This window comes from Kitasatospora sp. NPDC059327 (assembly GCF_042752535.1).
Lineage (GTDB): Bacteria > Actinomycetota > Actinomycetes > Streptomycetales > Streptomycetaceae > Kitasatospora.
This window is the reverse complement of the sequence record NZ_JBHYYB010000246.1, coordinates 1-1,942: the sequence shown is the minus strand read 5'-3', so window position 1 is coordinate 1,942 and position 1,942 is coordinate 1. Positions and strand designations below refer to the sequence as shown.

The 1,942-nt window shown below is 70.0% G+C and carries 2 protein-coding genes; both read right to left on the bottom strand.

Translation table 11 applies throughout. The annotated features are described in order from the left end of the window. Positions 1-401: ATP-binding protein (locus tag ACFXHB_RS44765; RefSeq protein ID WP_380582982.1), on the bottom strand; the 401-nt coding region annotated here is incomplete at its 3' end. After that, positions 398-1,816 carry an IS21 family transposase gene (gene istA / locus ACFXHB_RS44760; protein ID WP_380582980.1) on the bottom strand — a complete coding sequence of 473 codons (1,419 nt, stop codon included), beginning with the start codon at positions 1,814-1,816 and terminating at the stop codon, positions 398-400. The genes istA and ACFXHB_RS44765, both read right to left, overlap by 4 nt. Positions 1,817-1,942 lie beyond the last annotated feature (126 nt).

The window sequence follows — 1,942 nt, the reverse complement described above, 5'->3', positions numbered from 1 at the left end:
TAGATCGAGTAGCCGGCCCGGCAGGCGGCGACCACGAGGGCGACGGCGATGTGGGTCTTGCCGACCCCGGGCGGGCCCAGCAGAGCGGCGTTGGCCTTGGCCTCGACGAAGGAGAGGGTGGCGAGGTCCTTGATCTTGCGCGGGTCGAGTTCGGGTTGGAAGGCGAAGTCGTAGTCGTCCAGGGTCTTGTGGTGCGGCAGCTTCGACAGTCGAAGGCCCTGCCGGAAGCGGCGGTCGTCGCGGACCGCGAGTTCCTCGGCAAGGACGAGGTCGAGGAAGTCGAGGTAGCCCATCTTCGCCTCGTCGGCCCGTTTGGCGTACTGGTTCAGGCCCTCGGCGAGGTGGGGTAGGCCGAGCTTGCCGGCCATGGTGCGGATGCGGTTGCTGACCAGCTGGCTCAACGGGAGTCCTTCGTCGGGTGGTTGGTGTTGAACGGGCGGGTGCCGGTCAGCTCGTCGTAGACGGACAGCGGGCGGCGGCCGACCTCGACGCGGGCGGCGGCGGCCCGGTTGAGCAGGGCCCGCAGCGGGCCGTCCTCGTCGGTCGGGCCCTGTTCACGGCGGGGCCGAGGAAGGGCGTCCCCCGTGGTTACGCGCCTGGTGTCGCCCTTGGGCAGGCCGTCCCAGTGCCGCTCGTCGACGATCCGGGCACCGCGGCCCACCGCCCGGGGGTGAACGGCCAGCAGAGTGCTTCCGGCGGAGTCGGGGACGGTGGAGTGGAGCACGATCTGGGACTTCGTGGCCCGGATCTCGACCAACTGGCGCGGTCGGACCCTGCGGGCGGGCACCGAGTAGAGGTTCGCGTCGAAGGCGACCAGGCAGTCCTTGCCGACGTGCCGCAGGTGTCGCTGCGTGACCACGTAGGGCGTGCGGGGCAGCGGCCGTAGGGCCATGTGATCGCGGACGGCGCGCAGGCCGATGACCTCGCCGTGGGTACCGTGAACCCGGGATCGCCGCAGCGGCACCCAGGCCGTGAACGCGGCGTCGAGTTCCTCGGTGGAGGAGAACGCCCGGCCGGCCAGGACGTGGTCGCGCACGATGGCGACCTGCCGCTCGACCCGGCCCTTGCCCTGGGGCCGGTAGGCGGCCAGCACGTCGACGTCGAAGTCGTAGTGTCCGGCGAACGCGACCGCCTCCGGATGCAGCGGGACCGCTTCGCCGGGGGCGACATGTCGGCGGACCACGGTTTTGGTGCGGTCGTAGACGATGCTCATCGGCACCCCGCCGAAGTGCGCGAACGCCTGCCGGTGGCAATCGAAGAACGTCGCCAGGTCCTGGCTGGTGGTGAAGCAGCAGAACGGGTCCCGCGAGTACGACAGCGTCATGTGGAACGAGTAGACCTTCGGGATGCCGACGTGGGCGAGGATCCTGCCCTCGTCCCCCCAGTCCACCTGCGCCTGGGCGCCGGGCACCACCTCGAACCGACGGTGCAGGCCCGCGAGTTCGCCTGCGTTGATACCGAGCTCCTCGGCGATCCGCGGTCGCGCCTCCTGCAAGTAGATCTTGATCCGCTGGTAGTTGATGGCGATGCCGTACTCCTGGACCAGCCGCTCATGGACCACCGCGCCCTTGAGCAGGATCTCGGACCGCAGCATCGCGTCGACGAGCGGGGCGACCTCGTCCACCGCCCGCCGCCGGGCCAAGGAGGCGGACGCCCGCTGCGGAGGCGCGGCCGGGAGCTGGCCCGACAGGTACTTCGCGACCGTGCGACGGTTCAGCCCGGTCTCCCTCGCAATCTGCCGCTGGCTCATCGCGCCGGAGTCGTACAGCGCGCGAAACCGCCTCAACTCCAGCCAGCGATGCGGGTCCAAGACCACCGTCAACCGCCCCTCTGCCGCCTGAACCGACGACAGCAGGCTCGCCGAAGGCAGCCATTCATCGCATCAACTTTGGCGCGCAGTCACTCGTACGAGGTGGTGCATGTTGACTCGTACGCCGACACC